The sequence below is a fragment of the uncultured Aquimonas sp. genome, from assembly GCF_937888285.1.
Lineage (GTDB): Bacteria > Pseudomonadota > Gammaproteobacteria > Xanthomonadales > Xanthomonadaceae > Aquimonas.
The window spans coordinates 1-22,828 of the sequence record NZ_CALART010000075.1 but is presented as its reverse complement, the minus strand read 5'-3'; the positions used below and the strand labels follow the sequence as shown (position 1 = coordinate 22,828).

Annotated in this window: 19 protein-coding genes; 16 read left to right on the top strand and 3 right to left on the bottom strand. The window is 67.4% G+C overall.

Annotated elements, in window-relative coordinates; translation table 11 throughout:
- The 3 genes from Q0654_RS14570 to merT form a co-directional block, all read right to left on the bottom strand.
- A partial coding sequence (locus Q0654_RS14570) for an FAD-dependent oxidoreductase (protein ID WP_298855036.1) occupies positions 1 to 751 on the bottom strand: 751 nt, incomplete at its 3' end.
- Between the two features lie 10 nt (positions 752 to 761).
- Entirely contained in the window at positions 762 to 1,040 is a 279-nt protein-coding gene (gene merP / locus Q0654_RS14565) for a mercury resistance system periplasmic binding protein MerP (RefSeq protein ID WP_298855034.1), read from the bottom strand.
- Between the two features lie 12 nt (positions 1,041 to 1,052).
- Positions 1,053 to 1,403, bottom strand: coding sequence for a mercuric ion transporter MerT (gene merT, locus Q0654_RS14560; RefSeq protein ID WP_298855032.1), 351 nt, complete (start codon positions 1,401 to 1,403; stop codon positions 1,053 to 1,055).
- Positions 1,404 to 1,475: 72 nt separating this feature from the next.
- On the opposite strand from merT, the gene merR reads away from it, so the two are divergent.
- The 16 genes from merR to Q0654_RS14480 all read left to right on the top strand — a co-directional run bounded on the left by merR (position 1,476) and on the right by Q0654_RS14480 (position 22,549).
- Complete coding sequence (gene merR / locus Q0654_RS14555) at positions 1,476 to 1,883, top strand: Hg(II)-responsive transcriptional regulator (protein WP_298855030.1); 408 nt, start codon at positions 1,476 to 1,478, stop codon at positions 1,881 to 1,883.
- Between the two features lie 271 nt (positions 1,884 to 2,154).
- Complete coding sequence (locus tag Q0654_RS14550; protein ID WP_298855028.1) at positions 2,155 to 4,752, top strand: heavy metal translocating P-type ATPase; 2,598 nt, start codon at positions 2,155 to 2,157, stop codon at positions 4,750 to 4,752.
- Between the two features lie 85 nt (positions 4,753 to 4,837).
- Entirely contained in the window at positions 4,838 to 5,317 is a 480-nt protein-coding gene (cueR, locus tag Q0654_RS14545) for a Cu(I)-responsive transcriptional regulator (RefSeq protein ID WP_100323233.1), read from the top strand.
- Positions 5,318 to 5,471: 154 nt separating this feature from the next.
- Positions 5,472 to 5,888, top strand: coding sequence for a heavy-metal-associated domain-containing protein (locus Q0654_RS14540; RefSeq protein ID WP_343230142.1), 417 nt, complete (start codon positions 5,472 to 5,474; stop codon positions 5,886 to 5,888).
- A 571-nt stretch (positions 5,889 to 6,459) separates the two neighbouring features.
- The gene (locus Q0654_RS14535; RefSeq protein ID WP_298855027.1) at positions 6,460 to 7,782 is read left to right on the top strand and encodes a TolC family protein; all 1,323 of its coding nucleotides are present in this window, start codon (positions 6,460 to 6,462) and stop codon (positions 7,780 to 7,782) included.
- On the top strand, positions 7,779 to 9,272 hold the full coding sequence (locus Q0654_RS14530) for an efflux RND transporter periplasmic adaptor subunit (RefSeq protein WP_298855026.1): 1,494 nt from the start codon (positions 7,779 to 7,781) through the stop codon (positions 9,270 to 9,272). The genes Q0654_RS14535 and Q0654_RS14530 overlap by 4 nt, the downstream gene beginning before the upstream one ends.
- 1 nt (position 9,273) lies before the next feature.
- Positions 9,274 to 12,426, top strand: coding sequence for a CusA/CzcA family heavy metal efflux RND transporter (locus Q0654_RS14525; protein WP_298855024.1), 3,153 nt, complete (start codon positions 9,274 to 9,276; stop codon positions 12,424 to 12,426).
- 169 nt (positions 12,427 to 12,595) lie between these two features.
- Positions 12,596 to 13,108 carry a MerR family transcriptional regulator gene (locus tag Q0654_RS14520; protein ID WP_298855022.1) on the top strand — a complete coding sequence of 171 codons (513 nt, stop codon included), beginning with the start codon at positions 12,596 to 12,598 and terminating at the stop codon, positions 13,106 to 13,108.
- A complete protein-coding gene (locus Q0654_RS14515) occupies positions 13,105 to 13,419 on the top strand; it encodes a DUF2933 domain-containing protein (protein ID WP_298855019.1) in 315 nt (104 codons plus the stop codon). Before Q0654_RS14520 ends, Q0654_RS14515 begins: the two co-directional genes overlap by 4 nt.
- Before the next feature lies 1 nt (position 13,420).
- Complete coding sequence (locus Q0654_RS14510; RefSeq protein WP_298855016.1) at positions 13,421 to 14,086, top strand: isoprenylcysteine carboxylmethyltransferase family protein; 666 nt, start codon at positions 13,421 to 13,423, stop codon at positions 14,084 to 14,086.
- Positions 14,087 to 14,166: 80 nt separating this feature from the next.
- Positions 14,167 to 14,586: a hypothetical protein gene (locus Q0654_RS14505; RefSeq protein ID WP_298855014.1), complete on the top strand. Its 420-nt coding sequence runs from the start codon at positions 14,167 to 14,169 to the stop codon at positions 14,584 to 14,586.
- Between the two features lie 81 nt (positions 14,587 to 14,667).
- A complete protein-coding gene (locus Q0654_RS14500; RefSeq protein WP_298855012.1) occupies positions 14,668 to 16,053 on the top strand; it encodes an MBL fold metallo-hydrolase in 1,386 nt (461 codons plus the stop codon).
- Positions 16,050 to 17,567 (top strand): thymidine phosphorylase family protein, encoded by a 1,518-nt coding sequence (locus tag Q0654_RS14495; protein ID WP_298855010.1) that lies wholly within the window; start codon positions 16,050 to 16,052, stop codon positions 17,565 to 17,567. The genes Q0654_RS14500 and Q0654_RS14495 overlap by 4 nt, the downstream gene beginning before the upstream one ends.
- Positions 17,564 to 18,478 carry a ribose-phosphate diphosphokinase gene (locus tag Q0654_RS14490; RefSeq protein ID WP_298855008.1) on the top strand — a complete coding sequence of 305 codons (915 nt, stop codon included), beginning with the start codon at positions 17,564 to 17,566 and terminating at the stop codon, positions 18,476 to 18,478. Before Q0654_RS14495 ends, Q0654_RS14490 begins: the two co-directional genes overlap by 4 nt.
- Complete coding sequence (locus Q0654_RS14485) at positions 18,475 to 20,940, top strand: xylulose 5-phosphate 3-epimerase (RefSeq protein WP_298855006.1); 2,466 nt, start codon at positions 18,475 to 18,477, stop codon at positions 20,938 to 20,940. Before Q0654_RS14490 ends, Q0654_RS14485 begins: the two co-directional genes overlap by 4 nt.
- A gap of 25 nt (positions 20,941 to 20,965) precedes the next feature.
- The gene (locus Q0654_RS14480) at positions 20,966 to 22,549 is read left to right on the top strand and encodes an AarF/UbiB family protein (protein WP_298855004.1); all 1,584 of its coding nucleotides are present in this window, start codon (positions 20,966 to 20,968) and stop codon (positions 22,547 to 22,549) included.
- Positions 22,550 to 22,828: the final 279 nt, after the last annotated feature.

The following is a 22,828-nucleotide window of genomic DNA, read 5'->3' as shown; positions in this document are numbered from 1 at the left end:
GTGGAATCGCCGGACTGGCCCCGGTGGCGATGAGGCAGCGGTCGAAACTCACCTCACGCGTGCCGTCGGCAGCGGTCGCCACGGTCAACGTGCGCGGATCCTTGAACCGGGCGTCGCCCCGCAGCACGGTGATGGCCGGAGTGCTCGCCAAGATGCCTTCGTACTTGGCGTGGCGCAGTTCATCGACGCGCCCCTGCTGCTGCGCCAGCAAGCGCTCACGCAGAATCTTCGGCGAGGCGGCGGCAATGCCGCCATCGAAAGGGCTCTCGCGCCGCAGGTGAGCGACGTGGGCAGCGCGAATCATGATCTTGGACGGCACGCAGCCAACATTGACGCAAGTGCCGCCAAGGGTGCTGCGCTCGATCAGCGTCACACGCGCCCCCTGCTCGACGGCCTTCAACGCCGTCGCCATCGCCGCGCCGCCGCTGCCGATCACGGCCACGTGCAGCGCAGCCTCATCATCCTCGCGCTTTGCTTCGCCATCCAGCCGCCCTTGAGCTTTGTTCAGCAGGTCGCTGGGCTGCCCCGGCGCGTCGGCAAACTGCGCTCGGTAGCCAAGTCCGGATACCGCCGCGACCAGCGAGGTCAGGTCCGCGGCGGTACCCGCATTGGCCTCGATCTCGGCCTTGCGCTGTGGGTAGGACACGGAGGCCGAACGCACACCGGGCACCTTTTCCAACGCCTGCTTGACGTGCGCGGCGCACGACCCGCAGGTCATGCCGTCGATGTGCAGTGTGATCGCCTCGGTCATGAGCGCGCGCTCACTCCTTGAGGGTGGATGGGTAGCCGGCGTTCTCGGTGGCCTGGGTCAAGGCGGCCGGCGTAGTCTTGGCATCGTCGTAGGTCACCACCGCCTCCCTGGGCTCCCAGGTCACCTTGGCCTCGATGACGCCTTCGACCTTGGACAGCGCCATCTTGACCGTGATCGGACAGGTGGCGCAGGTCATGCTCGGTACCGACAGCGTGACGGTTTTGGTGGCGGCCGAGGCGGGAGCGCTCAGGGCAACGGCCAGAGCGAGCAGTGCGGCGAGCTTCTTCATGACGATCTCCGGTCAGTAGAACAGGGGCATGAGGTAGGGAAACACAACGGCGATCAGCACCAGAGTTGCGACGATCCAGAAGATGGCCCTATGCGTCGTCCGCACCTGGGGCACGGCGCAGGCGTCGCCCGGCGCGCAGGCGCGAGCCGTCCGGAAGATGCTGCGCCATGCGAAAAGCAACGCGATGAGCGCGCCGCCAATGAAGATCGGTCGGTACGGTTCCAGCGCGGTCAAGTTGCCGATCCAGGCACCAGAGAAGCCCAAGGTGATCAGCACCAGTGGGCCGAGGCAGCAGGTCGAGGCGAGGATCGCGGCGAGACCGCCGGCGGCCAGTGCGCCGCGGCCATTGCTGGGTTCTGCCATGGAGGATCTCCTTCCGGGACTTGGCGTGATGCGCTAAGGTTACTTCCGTAGTCAAGTACGGAGTCAAGCGCGATGGTCAACGAGCCGCAAATCCTGACCATCGGGGCCTTCGCCAAGGCCGCTGGAGTCAATGTGGAGACCATCCGGTTCTATCAGCGCAAGGGGCTATTACCAGAACCGGAGCGGCCCGTCGGCAGCATCCGTCGCTACGGACCGGCGGATGTAGCGCGGGTGCGCTTCGTGAAAACCGCCCAGCGGCTGGGGTTCAACTTGGACGAAGTCGGCCAGCTCCTGCAGCTGGAAGACGGCACTCACTGCAGCGAGGCCGCCGAGTTGGCTGCGCTCCGGCTGGCCGACGTGCGCGCCAAGCTGGGGGACTTGGCGCGAATCGAAACGGTGCTGTCACGGTTGGTCAACGAGTGCCATGCGCAGCGAGGCACTGTGTCGTGCCCGCTGATCGATTCTCTGCACGGGAGCTAGGCGCGTGGCTTAACCCGGTTTTCCGTTCCACTGCGCCTCAAACCCCAGTTCGAGCCGGGGGCAAGGTGACCTGCCACTGATTGTTTCCTTGCACCGACATGCGCCAGACAAAGCCCACACTGAAGGCTAAAAGCGCGTAAGCCTTGCGATACCAGAAACCTACCGAACGAGAGCTGTCAGACAAGAAGGGCTAGTGCGGTCTTCCCACACTAAAATCCGGATACCCCAATCTTTAAGCTTGGTACCACGTCCTCGCTGAAGAGCTAGTTCCATGACCTCCGCTCCCATCCACGCGGTCCTCGATCCACCGAAGCGCGTCGCCACCCGTTTGAGCCTGCCGATCGAGGGCATGACCTGTGCCTCGTGCGTCGGCCGCGTCGAGCGCGCGTTGAAAGCCATCCCTCACGTCCAGACAGCCGCGGTCAATCTCGCCACCGAACGTGCCGACCTCACCTTCATTGGCCTGGTCGATCCGCAGGCGGCGGTCCGCGCCATCGAGAGTGCCGGCTACACCGTGCGGGAAGAAACCACCGAGCTCGCGATCGAGGACATGACCTGTGCGTCGTGCGTGGGCCGGGTCGAGAAGGCGCTCGCTCAGATCCCGGGTGTGCTCGACGCCAACGTCAACCTGGCGACAGAGCGCGCGCGGGTGCGCCACCTTGCCGGGGTCGTTTCCACGGCCGACCTTGAAGCAGCGGTCGAACAGGCGGGTTACAAGTCCCGCCGCTTGTCCGCCGATACGGGGAGTGCAGGCGATCAGGACGCCGAGCGTCGTGACAGCGAGGCACGGGGGCTGCAGCGAGCCTTGATCATTGCCGCCGTCCTCACGTTGCCGGTCTTCATCCTCGAGATGGGCTCGCACCTGATTCCCGCCATGCATCATTGGGTGATGGGGGTCGTGGGTCAGCAGACGAGCTGGTATATCCAATTCGCGCTCGCCACCCTGGTGCTGTTCGGTCCGGGCCTGCGCTTCTTCCGCAAGGGCGTACCGGCGTTGCTGCGCGCTGCCCCCGACATGAACTCGCTCGTCGCGGTTGGTACGGCCGCGGCCTACGGCTATTCGGTCATCGCGACCTTCGTCCCCGACGTGCTGCCCCCGGGCACCGCCAACGTCTATTTCGAGGCCGCCGTGGTCATCGTGACCCTGATCCTGCTCGGACGCTCGCTGGAGGCGCGCGCCAAGGGGCGAACCTCGCAGGCGATCAAGCGCTTGGTCGGACTCCAGGCCAAGACTGCGCGCGTCGAGCGCAACGGCGATACGGTCGAGATTCCGCTCGATCAGGTGACGACCGGTGACGTCGTGCTGGTTCGTCCGGGCGAGAAGATTCCGGTCGACGGCGAGGTCGTCGAGGGCGCTTCTTATGTAGACGAAAGCATGATCACCGGCGAACCGGTCCCCGTATCGAAGGGGGGGGGTGCCGAGGTCGTCGGTGGCACGATCAACAAGACCGGCGCTTTCAGTTTCCGCGTCACCAGGATCGGCGCGAATACGGTGCTCGCGCAGATCATCCGCCTGGTCGAGGAAGCGCAGGGTTCCAAGCTGCCGATCCAGGCGCTGGTCGACAAGGTCACCATGTGGTTCGTCCCGGCAGTGATGGCAGGAGCCGCGCTGACCTTCCTGGTCTGGCTGGTCTTCGGTCCGGAGCCGGCGCTGACCTTCGCGCTCGTCAATGCGGTCGCGGTGCTCATCATCGCCTGTCCCTGCGCCATGGGGCTGGCCACGCCGACATCCATCATGGTCGGGACGGGCCGTGCGGCCGAGCTCGGCGTTCTCTTTCGCAAGGGCGAAGCCTTGCAGGCGCTGCGCGATGTAAGTGTCATCGCGCTCGACAAGACCGGCACGCTGACCAAGGGGCGCCCGGAGCTGACCGACCTCGTGCCTGCCGAAGGCTTCGAATACAACGAAATCCTGGCGCTTGTCGCGGCGGTCGAGACCCGCTCCGAGCACCCGATCGCCGAAGCGATCGTCGACGCCGCCAAGCAGCGGGACATCACGCTCGCACCCGTCGGGGGCTTCGAGGCCACGCCGGGTTTCGGCGTGTCGGCCAAGTTCGCCGGTCGCACCGTCGCCGTCGGCGCGGACCGGTTCATGACGCAGATCGGTATCGATGTGTCGGACTTCCTGCCTGTCGCCCAGCGTCTCGGCGACCAAGGCAAGAGTCCGCTCTATGCCGCGATCGACGGCCGGCTGGCGGCGGTGATCGCGGTGGCCGACCCGATCAGGGAGACCACGCCCGAGGCGATCAAGGCGTTGCATGCGCTGGGACTCAAGGTCGCGATGATCACCGGCGACAATGCGGCGACGGCCGCGGCGATCGCCAGGCAGCTCGGCATCGATGAAGTCGCGGCCGAGGTCTTGCCCGACGGCAAGGTCGCGGCGCTGAAGAAGTTCCGGACCAATGGCGCGCGGGTCGCCTTCGTGGGCGACGGCATCAACGACGCGCCGGCGCTGGCCGAAGCGGACGTCGGGCTCGCCATCGGCACGGGAACCGATGTGGCGATCGAGGCCGCCGACGTGGTGCTGATGTCGGGCGACCTGCGCGGCGTGACGAATGCCATCGCGCTCAGCCGAGCGACGATCCGCAACATCAAGCAGAACCTGTTCTGGGCTTTTGCCTATAACGCCCTGCTGATCCCGGTCGCGGCGGGTGCGCTTTACCCGGTGAACGGCATGTTGCTTTCGCCGATCTTCGCTGCGGCCGCGATGGCCCTCTCCAGTGTCTTCGTGCTCGGCAACGCGCTCCGGCTCAAGCGCTTCCAGGCTCCCATAACGATCGAAACCCGTACGGGGATGCCCCAGAGCGGGGCGGCATTGCCCAATCCGCGCCAGGCAAATCGAACATTGATCCCAAGACACGGTGCCGCCTGACTGAACACCAAGACAGGATCGATGTGGCGGACGCCGGCCTAGCGTGTCGAACCAAGCATCCTTGGGTGACCAGGAAAAGAGAATGATGAATATCGGTGAAGCAGCCAAGTTTTCAGGCGTGTCGGCGAAGATGATCCGCTACTACGAACAGATCGGCTTGATCCCCAAAGCTGCGCGCTCTGAGGCCGGCTACCGACACTACAGCACGCCTGACGCTTATAGCCTTCGCTTTATCCGTCGCGCACGAGACCTTGGCTTCTCTGTCGAACAGATCGCAGAACTGCTGGTCTTGTGGCGCGACCGTGAGCGCGCAAGCGCCGACGTCAAGGCGATGGCGCTTTCCCATGCCGCCGGACTGAAGACGAGAATCGCCGAGCTGCAGGCAATGGTGCAAACGCTCGAGCATCTGGCCGACCACTGCCACGGGGATGACCGACCGGAATGCCCGATCCTTGCGGATCTGGCCGAGCCAACAGCGGCGGAGTCGCGTTCGCAGGGTCCACATAGGACGCCTCGGTTTGGGGCCGACACGCCCGCCTCCTCGCGTAACCGCGGCGTCAGATGACTCATTCGTGGTCGGACGTGCATTCGCAAGAGTTCTCGGCGCCGTTGTCGGCCAGCCGTGAGCAGCTTGCAAACATTCTGCTGATAGCCGATTGACCTTGCCACGCTGTCAAACCCCATATTGATCCGACACCACAGTCGATCAGGAGATCAAGATGCTTCGTTTCCACATTCCAAACATGACATGCGGCGGCTGCGCCAAGTCCGTCAAGAAGGCACTGCTCAGTGTGGACCCCCAAGCCCGCATCGAAACCGACCCACCGACGCGTCAGGTGAGGGTCGATAGCGACATGGACGGGGCGCGTTCCTCTCAGCGCTCAGTGAGGCTGGGTACCCGGACGAGCGATCAGCCTGAAGCTGGTTCCGGCCGCCGCCGGCGCGCTCTACTCGCGCTCGGGGATCCCGCTGAGCCCGATGGTTGCGGCGCTCGCCATGAGACTGAGCTAGGTGTCGGTTGTGGCCCGCGCGCTTCGCCTGGCCGGGTCGGCTCCGGTTTCGGCGACACCGAAAGCGGCCTACCGGTCCAGTCACCCGATCTGCCCGGGGGATTGATCTGGATCAGTTGCATCTGACCGAGCAAAAGGTAACCTCAAGCCATGATCCGCCGTCGTCACCGTAGCTGGTTGCAGCGCGCCGCCCTCCTCGCGATGGCGGCGCTGCTCTGGTCCCAGTTCGCGCTGGCCGGTCATGGCGGTTGCCTGGATCTCCCGGGAGCGACCACCGCAGACGCGGCTGACGCTTACGCCCAACACGACCCCAACCACGGCTGTGACGCCGATCTTCCCTCAGCGGACACGGCGCTGTGTGCCGCACATTGCAGCGAAGGGGGCATTTCGGCTGACAGCAGTCGCATCCCCCCGGTGCCACCGCTTATTGTCGGTGCGTGGCTCTCCTGGTTCGCGGTCGCTCAGACCGCAGACGCCGGTCCCGGGGTTTCGTCTGCATGGGTGGATGCACCACCCAGGCCCGCCTGGCACCGCCCCACCGTCCATCCAGCGGCTCTCCTGCTGATCTGATGCCCGAACGCTGACTGCTCCGCACGCCTCTGTGCGGCGCAGTGCTGTGCGTTCGTGCCGTGCGCGTCACGGCATGTGTTCTGCCTCGTCCGAGCGACCTGCGTCGCGTCGGCCCAAGGACACTGATATGGCATCCCTGTTCGACCCGATGCAGGCCAGGCGCCTGCACCCTTGCCCGCTGTTCCGCCGTCGGCCACTGCTCCGGCACCTGCTTGCCTGCGTGTTCGCCGGCGGCTTGTGGACGCTGGCGCTGCCCGCGACCGCCGCCGAACCCATCCCGGGGCACAGCCTCGAGTCGATCCGCACCTGGGTTCTGGAACACAACCCCGAGCTGCGGGCCATGGACTTCGAAACCCAGGCCGCCGAAGCGAGGATCCTTCCCGCAGGTGCCCTGCCCGATCCGATGGCCTCGGTTGGATTCCGCGGCCTCGATCCGGACAAGCCCTGGCGCACCGCCGGTGCCGAGCGCGAGGTGAACTACGCGCTGCGCCAGCGCTTCCCGCTCTGGGGCAAGCGTGGTCTGGCGCGGACCGCGGCCAGCCAGGACGCGGTCGCGGTCGGGCTTGACCGCATCACCGCGGCGCGCGACCTGCTGGCAGAGGCTGAAGCGGCGTACGTGCGCTACTGGCATGCCGATCAGGCCGTGGCCGTGCTCGACCGCCGCATCGCCCTGCTCCGGCAGGTCGAGGAAATAGCCGGCGTGCGCTACGCCCTGGGTCGCGCGGCGCAGCAGGATGCCATCCGCGCCCAGGTCGAGCAGACCAGCCTACAGCGCGAGCGGATCGAACGCCTCGCGACCAAGCAGGAGGCGGCCGCCACCTTGAACGCGGTGCTGGGGCGCCGGTCCGATGCACCGCTGGCGACTCCCGGCGAGGCGCCGCGCCTCGCCGTCCACAGCGCCTCGCTTGCCGAGGCACTGGATGACGCCGATGCGCATCCCGCGGTGCGCTCGCAGCAGGCCCGCGCCGAGGCGGCGCGCACGAACGTGGTGCTGCAGCGTCGCAACCGCTTTCCGGACATCACCCTGGGCGTGGGTGCGATGCAGCTCGGCAACGGCCTCGAAAGCACCGAGCTGATGCTCGAGGTCGAGATCCCGTTCCAGCAGCGCGCCCGCCGCGAACGCGAGCGCGAGTCGCGCCTGCTCGAAGACGCGGCGCTGGCCCGCAGAGATGCCACGTTGCGGGCCGTCGAGGAAAGCGGCGCCTCCGCCTGGTCGCAGTGGACCAGCGCACGCGAGCGCCGCGCGCTGATCGAGAACACGCTGCTGCCGCAGGCCGACGCCACCTGGCAGTCCGCGCTGGCCAGCTACCAGGTCGGCGAAGTCGACTTCGGGACGCTGCTGGAAGCACTCAATGAATGGCAGGGCGCCGACCTCGCACGGGTCGATGCACTGCGTGACGAACTGTTGGGCGCCGCCGCCGTGCGCGCCATCGAAGGAGAGATCCGATGACCCGTGTCCAGACCCTGTCGCTCGCCATCGGCGTCGCACTCGCCGCACTCGCCGTCGGCTGGATGGCGGGCCGCGCCACGAACGATTCGCCCACCGCAGCCACGTCCGCCGAGGCAGCGGCCGCGGAACGCAAGGTGCTCTATTACCGCAATCCGATGGGCCTGGCGGACACGTCGCCGGTGCCGAAGAAGGATTCGATGGGCATGGACTACGTCCCGGTCTATGCCGACGACGCCCCGCCGGCGGCGCCGGGTACGGTGGTGCTGCCCCCGGACAAGGTGCAGGCGCTGGGCGTGCGCACCGAGGCGGTCAAGCGAGGAGCCATGTCCGCCACCGTGCGCACCAGCGGCACGGTCGAGGTCGACGAGACCCGGCAGTACGCGATCGCGCCCCGCTTTGAAGGCTGGGTGGAGCGGCTGTACGCGAACCAGACCGGCATGCGCGTCCGCGCCGGGCAGCCGCTGCTCTCCGTCTACAGCCCACAGTTGGCGGCGGCGCAGCAGGAATACCGGCTGGCCGACGAGACCGCCCGCAGGTTGGCCGGGTCCGATCCCGCGAGCGCGGCATCGATGACCCGCCTGCGCGATGCCGCACGCACCCGCCTGCGCAACTGGGAAATCAGCGACGCGCAACTCGGCAAGACGGGGCTGGTGCTCACCGCGCCCGCGGACGGGGTCGTGATCGAGAAGCCGGTGGTCCAGGGCGCACGCTTCGAGCCCGGCGAAACCATCCTGCGCCTGGCGGACCTGTCGACGGTGTGGGTGATCGCCAAGGTCCCGGCGGCGCAGGCCGCGGGCATCCAGCCCGGCCAGCCCGCCCGCTTCGAAACCGTGGCCCTGCCGGGCCAGGTGGCCGAGGGCGAGGTCACCTTCGTGCAGCCCGTCATCGATGCGATGACGCGCACCGTGGACGTGCGCATCGCCCTGCCCAACCCTACTGGCGACCTGCGTCCCGGGCTGTATGGGACGGTGGTGCTGGAGGAGCCGGGGGCTGGACCGGTCCTGACCGTTCCGCGTTCGGCCGTGCTCGACAGCGGCACGCGCCAGGTGGTGCTGGTCGAGACCGGCCCCGGCCGGTTCGCACCGCGCGACGTCACCCTGGGTCGCCGTGGCGGCGATCGCATCGAAGTGCTCGACGGGATCGCCGAAGGCGAACAGGTCGTGGTCTCCGCCAACTTCCTGATCGACGCCGAAAGCAACCTGCAGTCGGCACTCCAGGGGCTTGAGGGTCATGCAGGACACGGCGCGCCTTCGGGCACCACTGAGGATCCACACGCCGGGCACGGTGAGGACGCCGTCGATCCGCACGCAGGTCATGTTGACGAGGTCGCTGATCCCCACGCAGGCCATGCCATACCGGCGACATCGGGAGATCCACCGGCTGCCGCCAGCGATCCTGGCGCGTCCGACGGCCATGACAGCCATGGCGACCATGGAACGATGAACGACCACGGCACACCTGCTCCCGCCACCAGCCACGAGGGGCACTGACATGCTTGGCCGTCTCGTTGAATGGTCGGTGCGCAACGTCTTCCTGGTGCTGCTGATGGCGCTGGCGATTGTCGCCGGTGGCATCTACGCACTGATGAACACGCCGCTGGACGCACAACCGGATCTGTCGGACGTGCAGGTGATCGTGTTCACGGAGTACCCGGGGCAGGCGCCCCAGGTGGTCGAGGACCAGGTCACCTATCCGCTGACCAGCGCCCTGCTCGCGACGCCGAAGTCGAAGGACGTCCGCGGCTTCTCGTTCTTCGGCGCCTCCTTCATCTACGTCATCTTCGAAGAAGGCACGGACCTGTACTGGGCGCGCTCGCGCGTGCTCGAGAACCTCAACGTCGCGTCGAAAAACCTGCCGGCTGGCGTGGCACCGGCACTGGGACCCGACGCGTCCGGCGTGGGCTGGGTCTACCAGTACGTGCTGCAGAGCGACCGCCACTCGCTGGACGAGCTGCGCGCGATGCAGGACTGGTACCTGCGTTACCAGCTCACCACCGCGCCCGGCGTGGCCGAGGTCGCCAGCGTCGGCGGCTTCGTGCGCCAGTACTCGATCACCGTCGATCCGGTCCGGCTGCGCGAGTTCGACATCCCGATTTCACGCGTGTCCGAGGTGATCGCCGAGAGCAACCGCGACGTCGGCGGCCGCGTGATCGAGATGGCCGAGACCGAGTACATGGTGCGGGGCCGCGGCTACCTGCGCGGTATCGAGGATATCGAGAGCCTGGTTCTGCGCGCCGAAGGGGGCGCACCGGTGCTGATCGGCGACGTCGCCCGGGTCGAACTGGTACCCGATGAGCGCCGTGGCATCGCCGACCTGGACGGCGAAGGCGACGTTGTGGGCGGGATCGCCATTGCGCGCTTCGGCGAAAACGCCCTGGCCGTGATCGGGGGGGTGAAGGAAAAGATCGCCCAGCTTGCGAGTGGACTCCCCGAGGGCGTCAGCGTCCAGGCGGTCTACGACCGCTCCGATCTCATCGTGCGCGCGATCAAGACGCTACGCACGACGCTGCTCGAGGAGAGCCTGATCGTCGCACTGGTGTGCCTGGTATTCCTGTTCCATGCGCGCAGCGCGCTGGTCGCGATCGTCATGCTGCCCGTCGGCGTGCTGATCGCGGTGATCGCGATGCGCATGCTGGGCATGAACTCCAACATCATGAGCCTGGGCGGCATCGCGATCTCGATTGGCGTGATGGTCGACGCGGCGATCGTGATGATCGAGAACGCGCACAAGCACATCGAGCGCTCCGACGGCTCCCGCAGCCGGACCCAGCTGATCATCGATGCCTGTCGCGAGGTCGGGCCGGCGCTGTTCTTCAGCCTGATGATCATCACCGTCTCGTTCCTGCCCGTGTTCGGCCTGGAGGCTCAGGAAGGTCGCCTGTTCAAGCCGCTGGCCTTCACCAAGACCTTCGCGATGGCCGGTGGCGCGCTGTTGTCGATCACGCTGGTACCGGTACTCATGCTGCTGTTCGTGCGCGGCAAGATCGTGCCCGAGCACAAGAATCCGGTGAACCGGTTCCTGGTTGCGGCCTATCGGCCGGTGATCAACGTCGTTCTGCGGCATCGCATGGCCACAATCATGTTTGCGTTGGTCGCCCTGTTTGCAAGCCTGTGGCCTGCATCGCGCCTGGGCAGCGAGTTCATGCCAACCCTCAACGAAGGCACGCTGCTGTACATGCCCGCGTCGCTTCCGGGCATGTCGGTGACCAAGGCATCGGAGCTGCTGCAGCAGCAGGACCGGATCATCAAGGGCTTCCCGGAAGTGGAGTCGGTGTTCGGCAAGGCGGGCCGTGCCCTGACGGCCACCGATCCCGCACCGCTGGAGATGTTCGAGACCGTCATCAACCTCAAGCCCGAGGACGAATGGCGGGACGGCATGACCACCGACAAGCTCATCGCCGAGATGGACGCGGCGCTGAAGTTCCCGGGCGTCGCCAACTCCTGGACGATGCCGATCAAGGCGCGCACCGACATGCTGGCCACCGGCATCCGCACGCCCGTGGGCATCAAACTCTTCGGCACGGACCTTGAGCAACTCGACGCGCTGGCCACCGAGATCGAAGCCGTGGTGCGCGAAGTGCCGGGCACGACCAGCGCGTTCGCCGAACGCCTGACCGGCGCCTACTACCTCGACATCACCCCCGACCTTGGCAGCCTGGCCCAGTACGGCGTCACCCTGGGCGAGGTGCAGAACGTGGTGGCCGCCGCGCTGGGCGGCGAGATGGTCTCCACCATCCTCCAGGGACGCGAGCGCTTCAGCGCGATCGTGCGCTATCCGCGCGAACTGCGCGACGATCCGCACCGGATCGGCACCCAGGTGCTGGTCCCGGTGCCCGGCGGCGCCCAGGTGCCATTGGGTGAGCTGGCGCAGATCGAAGTTAAGAAGGGGGCGCCGAGCATCCGCACTGAGAACGCGATGCTGGCCGCCTACATCTACGTCGATACGCGCGAAAGCGACTTGGGCCGCTACGTGAAGGCGGCGCAGGATGCGGTCGCCGAGCGGGTGCAGTTCCCGCCGGGCTACTACGTCTCCTGGAGCGGGCAGTACGAATACATGCAGCGTGCCGCCGAGAAGATGCGCGTCGTCATCCCGGTGACCCTGGCGCTGATCTTCCTGCTGCTGTACCTCAACTTCCGCCGCGTCACCGAGTCGCTGATCGTGATGCTGTCGGTGCCTTTCGCACTGGTCGGCGGCGTGTGGTTGATGTGGCTGCTCGACTACAACACCAGCGTCGCGGTAATCGTCGGCTTCATCGCGCTGGCCGGCGTCGCCGCGGAAACCGGCGTGGTGATGCTGATCTACCTCGACCACGCGCTGGAGGCGCGCGCCGCGCAGAGGCAGGCCGAAGGCCGCTCGCTGGATGCTGGCGACCTGCGCGAAGCGATCATCGAAGGCGCGGTCGACCGTGTACGTCCGAAGATGATGACCGTGGTGGCGATCATGGCTGGCCTGCTGCCGATCATGTGGAGCAGCGGCACCGGCTCCGAGGTCATGCGTCGTATCGCCGCGCCGATGGTGGGCGGCATGGTGTCGTCCACGGTGCTGACCCTGGTCGTGATCCCGGCGCTGTACTCGCTGATCAAGCAGCGGCAACTGGCCAGGAAGCCGCCGGCACCCACTGCGCTGCCCGTGGAGATGCGGTGATGCGGCCGTTCAACGCATGCACGGACGGATCGTCCGCGCACGCGCGGACGTGGACTTGCGCCCGTTGGCGACAGTCTCGGGCGTTTGTGACTGCGACCACGCTCATGCAGGTTGACCTGTGTGCGAGACACAGGTCTAGCCTGACCTACACCCTGCCGGGAGTGCGCCAATGACGGTCACCGACAAAGCAGTACCGCCGCTGATGACGGTCCGCCAGCTGGCCCGACAGGGCGACGTCACGGTGCATGTGGTGCGCAACTATCTGCGGCGCGGCCTGCTGCAGGCGGCGAGGCACACCGAGAGTGGCTACCAACTGTTCTCGGCTTCGGAGCTCCAGCGCCTGCGCTTCATTCGCACCGCCCAACAGCTCGGCTTCACGCTGGCGGAGATCGAGGAGATCATCCGCCACAGCCTGCTGCGACATAGTCCCTGCCCGTTTGTGCGGGACATCATCCGACGCCGACTCGACGACACCCGCCAGCAACTGGACAACCTGCTCGCCATGCACGCGCGGATGGAACATGCCGTCCACGCCTGGTCTTCGCTGCCGGATTCCATCCCGACTGGCGACGATGTCTGCGCATTGATCGAATCCGTTGCCGCCGCTGAGGGCGGCGGATTCGTCAGGTCCACCCCGGGGCGACTCCTTGGACGCCGCCCCACTCAGGAGAACTTGCCATGACTGTTCTTGGTCCTGCCACCTCAGGGTCCCGACGTTGGGTCTTCTGGATCTTCCTGGCGCTGGCCCTGTTCTATCTCGGCGTCGAGCACCGCGCCCACCTTGCGGGGACGCTCCGCTGGCTGCCGCTGGCCATCTTGCTGCTGTGTCCCTTGATGCATGTGTTCATGCACAAAGGGCATGGCGGTCATGGAGGCGACGGAAGTCATGGGCGCGACGGCAATGCCGACGACCCACCCCATGGCCAGCATGAGAGCCGTAGCAAGCGGGCACTGAACGACGAAACGTCCGACACCTCGAACGGAGGGCACTGACATGCAGGCACCCGACTCCGGCTACGGTCTTTGGCTCCTCGCCGCCATCAACGCCGCGTTCTTCATCTTCTTCGCCTGGAGCTTCTACAAACCGCTGACCCGTTGGGACTGGCGTGGGTTCGGTATGTTCTCCGCCTTCGTCGTGGCCCTGTTCGCGGAAATGTATGGCTTCCCGCTGACGCTGTACGTCTTGGGCGGGTGGCTCAGCGCCAACTATCCGCAGGTCAACTGGCTCAGCCACGACGCCGGCCATCTGCTGGAGATGTGGTTCGGCTGGCGCGCCAATCCGCATTTCGGTCCATTCCACCTGGCGAGTTTCATCCTGATCGGCGGCGGGTTCTGGCTCCTGTCGGCAGCCTGGCCCGTGCTGTATCGGGCACAGCGTGAGGGTCGGCTTGCCCGGGAGGGCGTGTATGCACGCATGCGTCACCCGCAGTACGTCGCCTTCGTACTCGTACTGACTGGTTTCCTCCTGCAGTGGCCCACGCTGCTCACGTTCGCCAGCTATCCGGTGCTGGTGTGGGCCTATGCCCGCCTCGCGCGTCGTGAGGAGAGAGATTGCCTGAGCCGCTTCGGCGAGGACTACGTGAGCTACATGCAGGAGGTGCCGGCCTTCATACCGCGACGCCGGCGCGGTCCTGTCCGATCGGCGGGGGAAGTCCGATGAAGGCCGACCGTCGTGTTCCATCCGTTTGTGCTCTCGCAGTCTCGCTGTTTCGCCTCACATCCATTCAAGGAGTCCACACAATGAACAACGTCACACATGCCGCCTGTTTTGCTGGCCCACGCACCAATCCCAATCGCTGGTTCGCCGCGCTGGCGCTGGCGGGCGCCTTTGCCTTCTCCTTCGCACTGCCGGGGGCTGCTTCCGCGAGCGAAGGCGGGTTCCGCCACAACGTGTTGATGCGCGGCCAGGTTCTGGAGACGCAGGACGACACACTGGTGGTCTGCGTCGGCAAGGCCGACGGAGCCCAGGTCGACCAGGTGCTGGATGTGATCCGGCACAAGCGCCGTAACCGCGGTCCCCGGGGTATCGGGCCGCGCTTTCGCCGGGAAGCCGTCGGTCAGGTGCGCATCACCGGGCTGTTCGACGACCACTACGCAGAGGCTGAAGTGATCTCCGGAAAGCCCAAGGTCAATGACATCGTCGAGCTGATTCGACCGTGAGCAAGCCACGCGTCCGGCGCGATCTGCGTCGGACGTGTGCCCGCTGTCCCCCATCACTTCCTGCCAGAACCGGAGCTCATCATGACCTCGACTTCCCGCCCGACGCTGCAGTTCCTCGGTGCCGCCGGTACCGTCACCGGATCGCGCTACCTGGTCGAGGCCAATGGCCAGCGCGTGCTGGTCGACTGCGGTCTCTTCCAGGGCTACAAGCAGCTGCGCGACCGCAATCGGGCACCGTTCCCAGTCGATCCGGCGTCCATCGACGCGGTGGTCCTGACCCACGCCCATCTGGATCATTCGGGCTACCTGCCCGCGCTGGTCAAACAGGGATTCCGCGGCTGGATCCACTGCACCCACGCCAGCGTGTCCCTGTGTGGCCTGCTGCTTCCCGACAGCGGGCACCTGCTTGAAGAAGAGGCGAAATACGCAGCCCGCAAGGGGTACTCCAAGCACAAGGAACCTCGACCGCTTTACACCGAGGAGGACGCCCGCCGCAGCCTGAAGCAGCTCAAGGGGCATGACTACGAGCGCGACATCGAGGTCGCGTCGGGCTTCAAGGTCCGCTTCCATCCCGCCGGCCACATCCTGGGCGCCGCACACCTCAGCTTGGACGTCCAGGGCCAGCGTCTGCACTTCAGTGGCGATCTGGGGCGTCAGCAGGAATCGCTGATGAATCCGCCCACGCCGCTGCCCGCCTGTGACGTGCTGGTCTGCGAGTCCACGTATGGCGACCGCGAACACATTCCCATCGACCAGGAAGCGGAACTGGCGCCCATCATCCGCCGCGTGGCCGCACGCGGTGGCGTGATCGTCATCCCCGCCTTCGCCATCGGGCGCGCCCAAGCGCTCATGCTGCATATCGCCCGGCTGCTTGAACGCAACGACATCCCTCGCGTGCCGGTCTTTCTCAACAGCCCGATGGCGATCAACGCCACCCGGCACTACCACGCCCACCATGCCGAGCACCACGTGTCCGAAGAGGACTGCCAGCGGATGTTCGACGTGGCCACCTTCGTCAACACGGTGGAAGAGTCGAAGGCGCTCAACCGCCAGCGCGGGCCGATGATCATCATCTCCGCCAGCGGGATGGCGACCGGGGGGCGCGTGCTGCACCACATCGAGGCCTTTGGCCCCGATGACCGCAACGCGATCCTGCTCGCGGGCTACCAGGCCGGCGGAACACGCGGTGCCGCGCTAGCGGCAGGAAAGCGCACCTTGCGCATGTTCGGTCGCGAGGTGCCTATCCGCGCCGAGGTGGTGCAGCTGCAAGGCTTCTCCGGCCACGCCGACGCCGGGGAGTTGCTGGACTGGATGCGTACCGCACCGTCCGCGCCGCACGTCGTCTATCTCACCCACGGCGAGCCCGATGCAGCCGACACGTTGCGCGGGCGCGTGCAGCGCGAGCTGGGCTGGCGCGTGCGCGTTCCGGAGCACCTGGAGCGCGTCGGACTGGAGGATGCGCGATGAGCGAGCTGGCGGCTGGTCACACTCTGCTGCGCGTCACCCGTGCCGGCATCGACACCTACCAGCAGCCTGTGGTGTACATGCACCGGGACTGTGAAGTCTGCCGCTCGGAAGGCTTCGCCGCGATGACGCGCGTGAGACTTGACGTGGGTTCGCGCACGCTGGTGGCGACGCTAAACGTGGTCGTGGACGATCGGCTCGGCCTCGACGAGGTGGCTCTGTCGGAGGCCGCGTGGACGCTGCTCGATCCCATGCTCGATGTCCTGGCCCGGGTCCGGCACGCGGAGCGCGCGGCGTCGGCAGGTGCGCTCCGCGCCAAGGTGTTTGGGGCACGGCTGGACGACGCGCAGTACCTCGCCCTGGTGCAGGACGTGATGGAAAGTAGGTTGTCGGACCTGGAACTTGCCGCTTTCGTCACGGCCAGTGCGGGTGACCGCCTGGACCATGCGGAGACGACCGCGCTGACGCGGGCCATGATCACCGTTGGCCAGCGCCTGGACTGGGGCGATGGGCCGGTGCTGGACAAGCACTGCGTCGGCGGCCTGCCGGGCAATCGCACCACCCCGATTGTGGTGGCCATCGTGGCCGCGCTCGGCTACCGCATCCCGAAGACGTCCTCGCGCGCCATCACATCGCCCGCGGGCACCGCCGACACGATGGAAGTCATGGCGCCGGTGGCGCTCGACCTGCCTGCGATGCGGCGGGTGGTGGAGCGCGAGGGCGGCTGCATCGTCTGGGGCGGCAACGTGCGCCTGAGCCCGGCCGACGACATCCTGATCCGGGTCCAGCGGCCGCTGGACTTCGACAGCGACGGCCAGCTGGTGGCCAGCGTGCTGTCGAAGAAGATCGCCGCGGGCTCGACCCATGTCCTGATCGACATGCCGGTGGGTCCGACCGCAAAGGTGCGCAGTGAGGCTGCGGCCGACAACCTCGGCTCGCGGCTTGCACACACCGCGGGCGCTCTTGGATTGGAGTTGGGCATCCATCGCTCCGACGGCAGCCAGCCGGTGGGTCGGGGCATCGGTCCGGCGCTCGAGGCACACGATGTGCTCAAGGTGCTGCGCAACGCCACCGACGCACCGGCCGACCTGCGCGAACGCGCGCTTGCACTGTCCGCGGCGCTGCTGGACATGGCACCGGGCAGCAGCGCTGGCACCGGGCTGGAGCGCGCACGCGACGTGCTGGATTCCGGGGCGGCGCTGGCCAAGTTCCTGGCGATCTGCGACGCCCAGGGAGGCTTCCGCGAACCTCCCCGGGCGGCATTCACGGCTGACGTCCCGGCGGCCGCATCGGGCCGCATCGCGCAAATCGACAACCGCAGGCTGGCCAAGCTGGCCAAGCTGGCCGGCGCACCGACATCCCCCGCCGCCGGCCTGGAAACTGGCCTGCGCGTCGGCAATACGGTCGAGCGCGGCCAGCCCTTGCTGACCCTGCATGCGGAGTCGCCGGGAGAACTCGCCTACGCCCTTGAGCACGCTGCGGCGTTGCAACCCTTTGTCCTCGCGGAGATCCCATGAATCGTGTGCTGATGCCGTTCCCGGACGATGCAGTGTTGGCTGGCACCATCGCCACGCCCCTGCAGGCGCGGGTGTCACCCGTGGCCTGGCGGCACTTCCCCGATGGCGAGTCGCTCGTCACCCTGGACGACGCGCTGGCCGGCGCCGATGTCGCGATCTTGGCCAGCCTGCGCAACGCCGATGCCCTGGCCCTCCCGTTGCGCTTCGCCGCCCGGACGGCGCGCGAGTTCGGGGCGCGCTCGGTCGGCCTGATCGCACCCTACCTGGGCTATATGCGCCAGGACACCCGCTTCCATCCTGGCGAGGCGGTCAGTACGCCGCTCTTCGCGCAATTCATCGAAGAGGCCTTCGACTGGCTGATGACCGTGGACCCGCACCTGCACCGCGTCGAGCGCCTGCAATCGCTCTACCGGATGCCGACGGCCCACGTGTCGGCGACGCCCGCCGTGGCGCGCTGGATCGCGGAGGCTGTTCCCGACGCGGTGCTGATCGGACCGGACAGCGAGAGCGGGCAATGGGTCGCCGACATCGCCGCCCGCTCCGGCATGCCCTGGCAGGTGCTCGCCAAGGAACGCCACGGCGACTATGACGTGCGCGTGAGCCTGCCTGACCCGGCGGCCGTGGCCGGCCGGACCCCGGTGCTGGTCGACGACATCGTCTCGTCCGGCCACACGATCCTGGAGACCCTCGCGCACCTGCGCCAGCTGTCGCTGCCGCCACCGCTGCTGGTCGCCATCCATCCGGTGTTCGCGGGCGATGCCTATGACCGCCTGCAGGGGGCGGGCCTGGCCCGCATCGTCAGCACCGACACCATTCCCCACCCGTCGAACGCGATTGCACTCGGCGCGGACCTCGCCGCCGCGGCATCGACCCTGATGCGCGCTTCGGCCGATTCCCCGGAGGACCCATGAACCTGCATCTGAACTGCTGCACCGCGGACCAGCTGTCGGCCGCCGAGCGCCAGCGGATCCTTGAGCTCGCCGATGCCCACCGGCAGGCCGATCCCGCGTTCGCCCACTGGGCAGCCGGCTACGGCGTGATCCGGCATGACCCGCTCACCCAGCTCCGGGTGCGCCAGATGGTGGACGAGCTGGTGACGTTGGGCCGCACGCCCGATGCCGCCACCGCCTGGCAGCGGCTCGCCGCGGCCGATCGCGTCACCAGCGCCGGCATGTGGCTGGTGGCCCACATGACCTACAGCGACCGCGTGCGCACCGACGGTGCGGCGCTGGAGGCCGATGATTTCAAGGCCACGCCCGAAGGCCATACCGGCGGGTCACTCAACATGGTGCCCGCCTATGCCGGCTACCTGCTGATGGACGCCCTGGATGGCGTCACCCGCGCGTGGATGATGGGCCAGGGACATTGCGTAGCCGCCATCGACGCGCTCAACCTGCTGGTCGGCAACATGACCGACCGGCACGCCGAACGCTACGACCGCTCCGACGCGGGGCTGAGCCGTTTTGCCAGCGACTTCTACGCCTACACCCTCAATCCGGACGGGACGCCGGCGTCGCCACTGGGCTCCCACGTTAATGCGCACACCGCCGGCGGCGTGATGGAAGGCGGCTATCTCGGCTTTGCCGAACTGCAGTACGTGCATGCGCCGCTGAGGGACGAGCGCCTGGTGGCCTTCCTGAGCGACGGTGCGTTCGAGGAACAGCGTGGCAGCGACTGGGCACCTCGCTGGTGGCGTGCCGAGGACAGCGGCCTGGTCAGCCCGATCATCATCCTCAACGGGCGGCGCATCGAACAGCGCAGCCAGATCACCCAACAGGGCGGCGAGCGGTGGCTGGACCGGCACCTGCGCTTGAACGGCTTCGATCCGATCGCGCTGGACGGCTGCGATCCGGCCAGCATCGCGTGGGGCATCCACGTGATGGAATCTCGCCTGCAAGCGGGTTCCGCTGTTCCCGATACCGACGTGCGGCTGCCGTATGGCATCGCCGAAACCGTGAAGGGCTTCGGCTTCCCCGGCGCCGGGACCAACGCCTCGCACAACCTGCCCCTGCCCGGGAATCCGGCGAAGGATGCCGCGGCACGCGCGCTGTTCAATGAAGGCGCCGCGGCGCTGTTCGTGGCCGCGTCCGAACTGGATGAGGCCATTGCCGCACTCAACAGCCACGACCTGCAGCAGCGTGTGCGCGAGCGCGACCATGCGCTCGCCGATCGCCAGATAGACCCGCCCCGCGTTCCAGCCATTGCCGATCGAGGCGTCGGCGGCGAGAGCTCACCGATGACCGCGCTCGACGAACAGTTCGTCGCCATCGCCGAAGCGAACCCGGGGCTGCGCGTGCGCGTGGGCAATCCCGACGAGCTGCGCAGCAACAAGCTCGACCGCACCCTCGATGCGATGAAGCACCGGGTGCACGAGCCCGAGCCCGGCGTCGCCGAATCGACGACCGGCGCGGTCATCACCGCGCTCAACGAGGAGGCTGTCGTGTGCGCGGCGCTTGGCAACAAGGGCGGGCTGAACCTGGTGGTGACGTACGAGGCCTTCGCGCCGAAGATGCTCGGTGCCGTGCGCCAGGAGCTGATTTTCGCCCGCCATCAGAAGCAAGCCGGACGTCCACCCGGCTGGCTGGGCGTGCCTCTGGTGCTGACCTCGCACACCTGGGAAAACGCGAAGAACGAGCAGTCCCACCAGGATCCGACCATGGCCGAGACGCTGCTGGGCGAAATGGCCGACATCTCGCGCGTGGTGTTTCCGCCTGACGCCAACGGCGCCGCAGCCGCCCTCGCCCACGCCTACGCGCAGCGCGGCACGGTCACCACCCTGATTGTCCCCAAGCGCCCGGTGTCGCATGAGCTGACGCCACAGCAGGCCAAGGCGCTGGCAGAGACCGGCGCAACGTGCCTGGCCGGCGATCCGGCGACGGCGGCCATCCTGCTGGTCGCCACCGGCGCTTACCAGCTGCAGGAAGTGCGTCGCGCGCAGGCGCGTCTGGTCGAACGCGGTGCGTCGGCAGCGATCGTCTATCTCGGCGAGCCCGGCCGGTTCCGCGCGCCGCGCGATCCGGAGGAGGCGCGCTACGTGCACGCCGACAGCGAGGTCCATACGCTGTTCCCGGCGGAGCGGCCGCGCGTATTCGTCACCCACACCCGGCCCGAGCCCTTCCTCGGCGCGCTGCGCCGGCTCGACACCGGCCCGGCCACCACTGCGGCACTGGGCTTCGTCAACCGCGGCGGCACGCTGGACGTGCCGGGCCTGCTGTTCGCCAATCGCAGCACCTGGGCGCACGTGGTCGACGCGGCTGCGGGCGTCCTCGGCCAGCCCCGTGGCAGCCTGTTGTCCGAAGCCGAGTTGGCGGCAGTGGATGGTCGGGGTGATCCGGCCACCATTCTGCGTCCAGCGAGCGGGTTGACGCCATGAGTTGGCCAACCAGGAGCGCACGCTGATGGCGGGCACGGTGCGGCGCGGAGGGCAGATCGCCTGGGCCGGACTGAAGCTCGGGGCCGCCGTGCTGCGCCTGCGCCGGCGCGCACCCGAACGGCTTCCCGCGTACGTCAGCGCCACCTTGGTCGGGCTGGGCACCACCTTCGTCAAGCTGGGCCAGGGCTTGAGCCTGCGTTGGGACCTACTGCCGGTGCCCTATCGCGAGGCGCTTGCGCGGTTGCACAGTGACGTGCCGGCGTTTCCGGCGGACGAGGCGAGACGCATGGTTGAACAGGCGTTCGGCGCGCCGGTGGACGCGCTCTTCGCAAGCTTCGATGACAAGCCGTTGGCCGCGGCGTCGGTGGCCCAGATCCATCCGGCGCGCATGCAGGATGGTCGCGATGTGGTCGTCAAGATCACCCGCCCCGGGATCCATGCCCAGGTGCAGGCCGACCTGCGGCTCCTGCGGCGCACAATGCGCGTGGCCCAGTGGATCTGGCCGCCCCTCAAGCGACACCGCCCGCTCGAACTCGTAGACGAACTAGGCGCATTCCTGCGCGACGAGATCGACATGCGTCACGAGGCGCATAACATGCGGCGCATGGCCAAGGTGCTTGATGCGCTGCCCGGCATCACCCAGCCGCACGTCGTCGAGCCGTACGCCACCCGCGACGTGCTGGTCCAGGATCGAAGCCACGGCACCCGTCTGGAGGCCGCCTACGGGACAGCGGCCGCTCCCGAGCTGGCACGGGCGTTGCTCGATGCCTACGTGCATCAGCTCTTCGGCGCCGGCGTATTCCATGCAGATCCGCATCCTGGAAACCTGTTCTTCTTTGACGACGGTCGCCTGTGCCTGCATGACTTCGGCTCGATCGGTGTGCTCGACCCGGCATCGCGGCTCGCGCTTGGCGGCATGGTCGAGGCCATTGCGGCCGACGACGCCGAGGGTGTCCTGGATGCGGCAATCGCCCTGGGCTTCTTCCCTCCGCAGGTCGAGCGACGCTCGCATGTGCGCGAGATCCACCTGATCCTGGCCGAGATGGCCAGCCGCCCATTGGCGGCGTGGTCCATTGCCGAGGCGATCTGGCGCGTGGCACGCATTGGCCAAGGCGCGGGCTTCCGGCTTCCTGCCCACCTGCTGTCCCTGATCCGGACGCTTTTCCTGGTCGAGAACACGTTGCGGGCACTGGATCCGGATCTGGATCTGCTGGGGACGCTGTCGGCACAGGCCGCCGAGATCGCCGATGCCAGCCGCCCCGGCGGCAACAGGCCGCTCGCCATGCGGCTGGCCCGCACCGCCCGCCAGCTGCCCCAGATCGCCACCGATCTGTTGCGGCAGGCGCAACTGAGCGACGGACGGCCCGCCCTCTCCGTACATCACCATGGCCTGAGTTCGACGCAGGAGGCAATCGCCCGCACGGGCAATCGGCTGGCATTGGCCCTGGTCACCTTGGGCCTGTATGTATGTGGTGCGCTGTTGAGCCTGCACTCCGACGGCCCGCAAGTGTTCGGTCACATGCCTTTCCTGGCTATCGTGGCTTTCGCTGCTGCGGCATTGCTCTCGCTGCGGCTGGTGACGGCCATCGCCAGATCGGGGCACTTGTAAGCAGCTGGAGCCCCGACCATTGGGGATCGCGATTTCAGACAGTCCCTTGCAGAATCACTGATCTATCTCCCCGCTGATGCCCAGTGCATCAGTGCATCCAGGAAGGCAGACCCATGACGCAACACGACCATCATCAGCACGATCATCAGGCGCATGGCGGGCAACCGCCGCATCCCCGCACGGGTGCTGAAGGTGACGTCCATGCCGGGCACGACAAGCACGCCGGCCACAGCGTGGCGAGCTTCCGCGACAAGTTCTGGCTCACGCTGCTGCTGACCA